This is a genomic window from bacterium, assembly GCA_024224155.1.
GTDB lineage: Bacteria > Acidobacteriota > Thermoanaerobaculia > Multivoradales > JAHEKO01 > CALZIK01.
In genome coordinates, this window is the sequence record JAAENP010000006.1 from 1 (window position 1) to 6,584 (window position 6,584).

Sequence of the window (6,584 nt, forward strand, 5' to 3'; positions counted from 1 at the left end):
GAACGCGCCGGCCGCTGATGCGCGAGTACCGGAAGACCCTGCGGACCCGATAGCGCCGAACAACAGTGGCGATGTCGTAGTCCTTCGGCGTCCGATCGAGCAGATGGTCCCGGACGCTGCCGCCCACCAGAAAGCCCTTGAACCCGGACCGATTCAGGCGGTTGAGGACCTTGAGAGCATCGTCGTGGATCCGGGACCGCGACAGCTGATGCTCGGGTCGAGGAACGATCCGAGGTTCCGGAAGCTCCCGTGCGCTCACCCCCGGACATTACAAGAGCGTGCGTCGAATTGCGACCTAGCAGGCCGCCGGTGACCTCCTTCCGCTCGCGGCATACTCGCTTCGGGAGGTACCCGGCCCTCCTTTTGAGCCGCGTCACCAACCTTCGAGGGTCTAACCCGGACCCACGACTAGTCCCGATCTCTCGGCCGGGCTCGACGTGCGTCGTGCCGCCCGCGCTCCCGGTTCCGATCATCGCCCCGGTCTCGATAGGCGTCCCGCCTCTGTGCGGGAGGGCGCGTCGAGTAAGCTCCTCGTCCCCGGCCATCTCGACGGTCCCGGCGATCGCGATCGTAGAAGTGCGAACGGTCGCGCCGTCGATCGTCGGAGCGGTAGCGGCTGCCGTGACCGCGGTGGTTATGGTGCCTCGGCCGGTAATCGCGCCGGTGATCCCGATAGTACCTCTGGCCGCGGTAGCGGTCGTTCTTGTATCGATAGCGGTCGTATCGATAGTGGTCGTATTGGCGGCCGTGGTGGCCGTAGCGGCCGTAGTTGTAGTAGCTGTAGTGGCCGTAGGTCCGCGGCGCAAAGAAGCTCGGATACGAGACGTAGGGATCAAACCGGTGGGTGCGGAAGTGATAGGCAACCGCCGGACAGTTCGCGTGATGGTAGCTGTAGCCACCGGCCCGGTAGCAACCGGAGTGGCATCGATAGCCGCGGTAGTGAAACGGCTCGTTGACGCGATAAACGTGGTGACCGGCGTGGGCCGAGTAGTGCGGGCCGCCTAAGCCCAGGTCGAAGAAGAGGCCCCCGACGTTGAAGGAAAAACCGACCGAAAAGACTCCCGCCTCGGCAGCTGGAGCGACGAGCATCGGCGCCAGGCCGATGATTGCGAGCGTGATCAGGGTTTTCTTCATTCTCGGCACCTCCTGCACCCCTCTCTTCACGATGGGTGCCATGAGGGACACCCTCGAGCTGGGGTTCCCCTTTGGCCCGCCGGGCCTCAGAACCGTCCTTTCCAGTGGACACCGCGCGGATGACCATTCAGCAAAGTCACCCATGCTGCAACGGTCGAGCTGAGGTCGACCGTCCTACTCTTCGGTCGACACCCTTCGCTTCGCTCGAGGGCAAGCGCAGCTCGACTGCCGCAGAGACTCAGAGGCTTCGAGAACCAGTCGGGAGGGGACACCAAGGAATGGTGTCCCCGAGGTCCCCTCGCCGTTTCCCCTTACGCTTCAGGTTCGAGTTCCGTCGAGATCACGGTCTCCGAGGTCAGGGTCCGATGCACGGGACAGCGGTCGGCGATCTCCAGAAGGCGCTGACGCTGCCCTTCCGAGAGATCCCCGGTCACTCGGAGTACCGCTTGAATTCGGTCCACGCGGCCCTCCTCGCTCTCGCATTCGCTGCAATCCTGGGCATGGATCTTCTCGTGCTCGAGTCGAACCGATACGCGCTCGAGAGGCCATTTCTTGCGCTCGGCATACATCCGCAGCGTCATCGACTTGCACGCCCCCAGGGCGGCCAGAAGCAAGCCGTACGGGGTCGGCCCGCGATCGGTGCCCCCCACCGAGCGTGGCTCGTCGGCGAGGAGCTGGTGCGACCCCGCGAATGCCCGATTGAAGAAGCCCGAGTCTCCGCTCTCGACGATCACCTCTCCTTCGCCCGCCTCGAGCGCCGGTGAGACCACCTCCTCCATGTAATGGGCGGCCCAGGCTGCCAGCACCTTGCCCACGTAGAGCGCGTCCGACTCGCGCGCCAACAGCAGATGATCGGCGGCGTCCAGCGAGACAAAGCTCTTGGGGTGACGGGCAGCCTGGTAGATCTTGCGCGCATGGTCGATCGAGACAATCTCGTCCTGCGGCGAATGGAAGATCATGAGCGGCATACCCAGATCCTGGATCGCCGCTTCGAGATCGGTCGCGGCCAGGTCGTCGAGCAGATGCCGTCCGATCCGAACCGATCGGCCGACGACGTCGACTTCTACCTCTTCCTGATGGGCAAGCTCGGGGGCCATATGAAGGAGACTGTGCTCGAGATGGCGCGTGTCGCTCGGAGCGGCCAGCGTTGCCACCGCTCGCGCCTCCGGGATCCTGGAGGCTCCCGCCAAGACCGCGGCCCCGCCCAGGCTATGGCCCACGAGCAGATCCGGCGCGCGGTATTCGCGGCGCAAATAGTCGGCCGCCGCGACGAGATCGTCGAGATTCGTCGAGAAGTTGGTATCTGCAAAGTCGCCCGCGCTTTCCCCGACGCCGGTGAAGTCGAACCGGAACACCGCGAACCCCTCGTCGACCAGCGCTCGCGCGATCCGAACCACTCCCTTGGCGTCTTTTGAACAGGTAAAGCAATGCGCGACCAGGGCCAGCCCGCGCGGCTCGAAAGGTGGGCGCTCGAGATGGGCCGCCAGCTCCGCTCCCAGGGAGCCTGGGAATCGCACTCTGAGTTTCGACATCACATACCTCCTCCTACGAATTGCCGTTAGACTAGCGCGAGAGGCTCGCCTGAGAAGGCTAGAAGGGAGAAATCACATGGCTACGGTCTTCTTCACCGGCTTTCCCGGTTTCCTGGGCTCCGAGCTCTTGCCCCGAGTCCTCGAACGCCGAGACAAGGATCGCGCGGTCTGCCTGGTGCAACCCAAGTTCGTGGACCTCGCCGAACAAAGAGTCGCCGATCTCACCGGGAGCCACCGGGAATTGGCGGGCAGGATCGATCTCGTCTGCGGCGATATCACCGAGGCCGGACTCGGGCTCGAAAACCCAGCGGACCTGGCCGAAGACGTGTCCGAGATCTTTCACCTGGCCGCCGTCTATGACCTGATGGTCCGGCGCCCCGTTGCCGTTCGTATCAACGTGGACGGAACCCGTCACATGCTCGACTTTGCGGAGCAATGCCCGCAACTCGAACGCTTCCAGTACGTCTCTACCTGCTATGTCAGCGGGCGTTACGCCGGCATCTTCCGCGAAGGCGACCTCGATCTCGGCCAGGACTTCAACAACTACTACGAAGAAACCAAATTCCTGGCGGAAATCGAAGTGCAGGCCAGAATGGATGCCGGCCTGCCCGCGACCATCTACCGCCCTGCCGTAGTGGTCGGCGATAGCGAGACCGGAGCCACCCAGAAGTACGATGGACCCTACTTCGTCATTCGCTGGCTGCTTCGACAACCGGCGCTCGCGGTCCTGCCCGTGGTCGGCGACCCCACCGCGGTGCGCGTCAATCTGGTGCCGAGGGACTTCGTAATCGACGCCATCGCGTATCTCAGTGGCCAGAGCGTTTCGCTGGGCGAGGTCTACCAGCTAGCCGATCCCAAACCCCTCACCGTCGACGAGCTGATCGATCTGGTCGGGGACGCCACCAGACGCCGAGTCCTGAAGATTCCTTCCATGCGTACCGTGGCCAAGGCGGCCCTCGACTACCTGCCCGGCGCCCAATGGCTCATGCAGATCCCCTCGGCGGCCATCGACTACTTCGCGCACCCGACCCACTACACCACCGACAACACGATTCGGGACCTGGAAGGCACGGGGATCGAGGTACCGAGGCTCGACGCCTACATGCCTCATCTGGTCGCGTTCGTCCGAGAGCATCCGGACGTGGGTTCCAAGGCGATGATCTAATCCGAAGGGGACCCTAAGACCAAGACCTGAACCGCGTCCTCCCACCAGTCCGCGCCGGCATCGAAGGCCTCGCCCTCATGGAGGCAGGGCGGAGAGACATGGTCACGCCCGTTCAGGGACTTACCGACGTGACGATTGCGGTAAGGGGGATAGATACCGCCGCAGCCGCGGCAGAAGCGGCCCAGCTTTCGCCCCTGGAGGTCTTCCGCGACAGCGCTCACGGGAGCGCCGTTTGGAGCACGATACATGGCTACCTCAGCTCCCGGCCGCGAGCAGCTCGGCTCGCGAAAAGAAAAAGCTCAACTCGAGCGCCGCGTTCTCCGGCGAGTCGCTGCCGTGAATCGCGTTCTTCTCGATGGACGTCGCAAACAGCGCGCGTATCGTCCCGGCGTCGGCCTCCTCCGGATTGGTTGCACCCATGACCTCACGTAGGTACCTGACCGCGTTCTCGCGCGCGAGCGCGATCGGCATCGCCGGTCCACTGGTCATGAACTCGACCAGGCTGTCGTAAAAGGGGCGCTCCTTGTGCACCTCGTAGAACGCCCGGGCTTGGGCTTCGCTCAGGTTCAGTTTCTTGATCGCCAGGATCTTGAACCCCTCCCGCTCGAGGTGCGCAAGGATACCGCCGGCGTTGCCGGCGGCGACGCTGTCGGGTTTGATAATCGCCAAGGTCGTTTCCATTGATCACTCCATTTGTCTAGCAGAACTCAAGTGGGCTTCCGCTACAGGACAGACGTCTCTGTATTACGTATTGTGTCCCCCTTCCCGAAGCAACTTCCAATCGCCTTCGGGCTCTTCCAGAATCATGACCGGGCCCGAGGTTTCGAGCCTTCCGTCCGGCCCGAAGAGCACCGCCGAACCGCTGGGCAGGCCGATCCCCCACTTCATCCCCGGCGCTTCCAGAAGCTCGCGGAGCCTTCGATCGTGCGCCGGATCGAAATTCACTTCGACCGCGGTCCCCGGCAGCCAGGCCAGACCGGTCAGCGCCTCTCGCCCGGTGAGGCTGCGGCAGCGAGCCGATAGCGCTTGCGCCGCGGCGGCGATAGCAACCACCATCCCGCCGTCGTTGATCTTCTTCTCCAGAGCCTCCCGGGCGGGGGAATCCGCAAGAACCTCGAGCAGGGCATCGGCGATTCCGCCACCGATGTAGACGGCGCCGGCCTCGCTGATCCGGTCCAGATTCTTGCGCCTTCGAGCATCCCTGGCCCGGTAGATCGGCACGGTGGTCGCCTCGCGGCCCAGTGCTTCCGTGACGTAGGTCGAGAAATGAGCGGCGTAGTCGGCCGAACCGCTCGCGGTGGGCATGAACGCCACCGGGCCGGCGGGCGTCTTCTCCAGCCACGCGGCATCGGCTGCGCGAGTCTCACCAAAGCTGAACTCGCCACCACCGATCAACGCCAGCCAGCCGTCGCCGTCGAGCCTGTTGCTACGCGCAAGCATCGGGTTCGCTCACGTTCAGCGATTCAGAACCTAGCCGGCAAGGGCCTTCTGCATCGCCGTACCGATCTCGGCCGGCGACTCGACCACGGTGATGCCCGACTCACGCAGCGAGGCGATCTTCTCGGCGGCCGTGCCCTTGCCCCCCGAGACGATCGCACCGGCGTGCCCCATTCGACGCCCGGGGGGCGCCGTCCGACCGGCGATAAACCCGACCACCGGGCGGTCGAAGTTCTCAGCCACCCAGGCTCCCGCCTCCTCCTCGGCCGAGCCCCCGATCTCGCCGATCAGCACCACGCCCCGAGTATCCGGATCGTCCCGGAACGCACTCAGAGCATCGATGAAACTGGTGCCGTTGATCGGATCGCCGCCGATGCCGACGCAAGTCGACTGTCCAAGCCCGAGGTTGGTGAGCTGCCAGACCGCCTCATAGGTGAGGGTCCCCGACCGGCTGATCACACCGACCTTGCCCTGAAGGTGAATGTGCCCGGGCATGATGCCGATCTTGGCCATCCCCGGCGAGATCACGCCGGGACAGTTGGGTCCCACCAGGCGGGTCGGATGATCGGGCAGGAAGTCCTTTACCGCGAGCATGTCGCGAACCGGAACGCCCTCGGTAATGCAGACCACGAGCTCGATGCCCGCCGCTGCCGATTCCATGATCGCGTCGGCGGCGAACGGGGGTGGAACGAAGATGACCGACGCATTGGCGCCCGCCTTTTCCCGAGCCTCTTCAACCGAGTCGAACACCGGAATTCCGTCGACCGACTCGCCACCCTTGCCCGGAGTAACACCCGCCACGACCCGAGTACCGTAATCGCGACAACCCAGCGCGTGGAACTTGCCCTCGTTGCCGGTGATGCCCTGAACCACCAGGCGCGTATCGTCGTTGACCCAGATCGCCATCAGGCACCTCCGTTCTGGTTGGAGGAAGCGGCGGCCGCGACGACCTTCTCGGCGGCGTCGGCCATGTGCTCGGCCACCACGAAGTCGAAGTCGGCCTCGTGCAGCACTCGCCGCCCCTCCTCGACATTCGTGCCTTCGAGGCGGACGACTACCGGAACGTGAATATCGCCGAACTCGTCGATCGCCGCGACGACGCCGCGTGCGATCCGATCGGTCCGGGCGATACCTCCGAAGATGTTGATCAGAACCGCTTTGACGCTATCGTCGGACACCAGGATCTGGAACGCGTTCTTCACCGCCTCCTGGCTCGCCGAACCGCCGACATCGAGGAAGTTCGCCGGCGCCGAGCCGTAGAGCTTGATGATGTCCATGGTCGCCATCGCCAGTCCGGCGCCATTGACCATGCAGCC

The 6,584-nt window shown here is 64.4% G+C and carries 8 protein-coding genes; 1 reads left to right on the forward strand and 7 read right to left on the reverse strand.

The window, feature by feature from the left end; all coding sequences use genetic code 11:
* The 3 genes from GY769_00855 to GY769_00865 form a co-directional block, all read right to left on the reverse strand.
* A partial coding sequence (locus GY769_00855) for a hypothetical protein (GenBank protein ID MCP4200466.1) occupies positions 1-259 on the reverse strand: 259 nt, incomplete at its 3' end.
* Positions 260-408: 149 nt separating this feature from the next.
* Positions 409-1,134, reverse strand: a complete 726-nt coding sequence (locus GY769_00860) for a hypothetical protein (GenBank protein ID MCP4200467.1) — start codon at positions 1,132-1,134, stop codon at positions 409-411.
* Positions 1,135-1,445: 311 nt separating this feature from the next.
* Positions 1,446-2,666, reverse strand: a complete 1,221-nt coding sequence (locus GY769_00865; protein MCP4200468.1) for an alpha/beta fold hydrolase — start codon at positions 2,664-2,666, stop codon at positions 1,446-1,448.
* A gap of 76 nt (positions 2,667-2,742) precedes the next feature.
* On the opposite strand from GY769_00865, the gene GY769_00870 reads away from it, so the two are divergent.
* On the forward strand, positions 2,743-3,831 hold the full coding sequence (locus GY769_00870) for an NAD-dependent epimerase/dehydratase family protein (protein MCP4200469.1): 1,089 nt from the start codon (positions 2,743-2,745) through the stop codon (positions 3,829-3,831).
* Positions 3,832-4,086: 255 nt separating this feature from the next.
* Here GY769_00870 and ndk read toward each other — a convergent pair whose 3' ends face one another.
* From ndk to sucC, 4 genes are all read right to left on the reverse strand, one after another.
* A complete protein-coding gene (ndk, locus tag GY769_00875) occupies positions 4,087-4,512 on the reverse strand; it encodes a nucleoside-diphosphate kinase (GenBank protein MCP4200470.1) in 426 nt (141 codons plus the stop codon).
* Positions 4,513-4,575: 63 nt separating this feature from the next.
* Positions 4,576-5,271 carry a type 1 glutamine amidotransferase-like domain-containing protein gene (locus tag GY769_00880; GenBank protein MCP4200471.1) on the reverse strand — a complete coding sequence of 232 codons (696 nt, stop codon included), beginning with the start codon at positions 5,269-5,271 and terminating at the stop codon, positions 4,576-4,578.
* 30 nt (positions 5,272-5,301) lie between these two features.
* Positions 5,302-6,174: a succinate--CoA ligase subunit alpha gene (gene sucD, locus GY769_00885; protein ID MCP4200472.1), complete on the reverse strand. Its 873-nt coding sequence runs from the start codon at positions 6,172-6,174 to the stop codon at positions 5,302-5,304.
* Positions 6,174-6,584: succinate--CoA ligase subunit beta (gene sucC / locus GY769_00890; protein ID MCP4200473.1), on the reverse strand; the 411-nt coding region annotated here is incomplete at its 5' end. The genes sucD and sucC, both read right to left, overlap by 1 nt.

Bases quoted from the DNA above. Each gene is read 5' to 3' on its own strand.
- GY769_00860 (MCP4200467.1), bottom strand. From the start codon at position 1,134: ATGAAGAAAACCCTGATCACGCTCGCAATCATCGGCCTGGCGCCGATG.
- GY769_00865 (MCP4200468.1), bottom strand. From the start codon at position 2,666: ATGTCGAAACTCAGAGTGCGATTCCCAGGCTCCCTGGGAGCGGAGCTG.
- GY769_00870 (MCP4200469.1), top strand. From the start codon at position 2,743: ATGGCTACGGTCTTCTTCACCGGCTTTCCCGGTTTCCTGGGCTCCGAG.
- ndk (MCP4200470.1), bottom strand. From the start codon at position 4,512: ATGGAAACGACCTTGGCGATTATCAAACCCGACAGCGTCGCCGCCGGC.
- GY769_00880 (MCP4200471.1), bottom strand. From the start codon at position 5,271: ATGCTTGCGCGTAGCAACAGGCTCGACGGCGACGGCTGGCTGGCGTTG.
- sucD (MCP4200472.1), bottom strand. From the start codon at position 6,174: ATGGCGATCTGGGTCAACGACGATACGCGCCTGGTGGTTCAGGGCATC.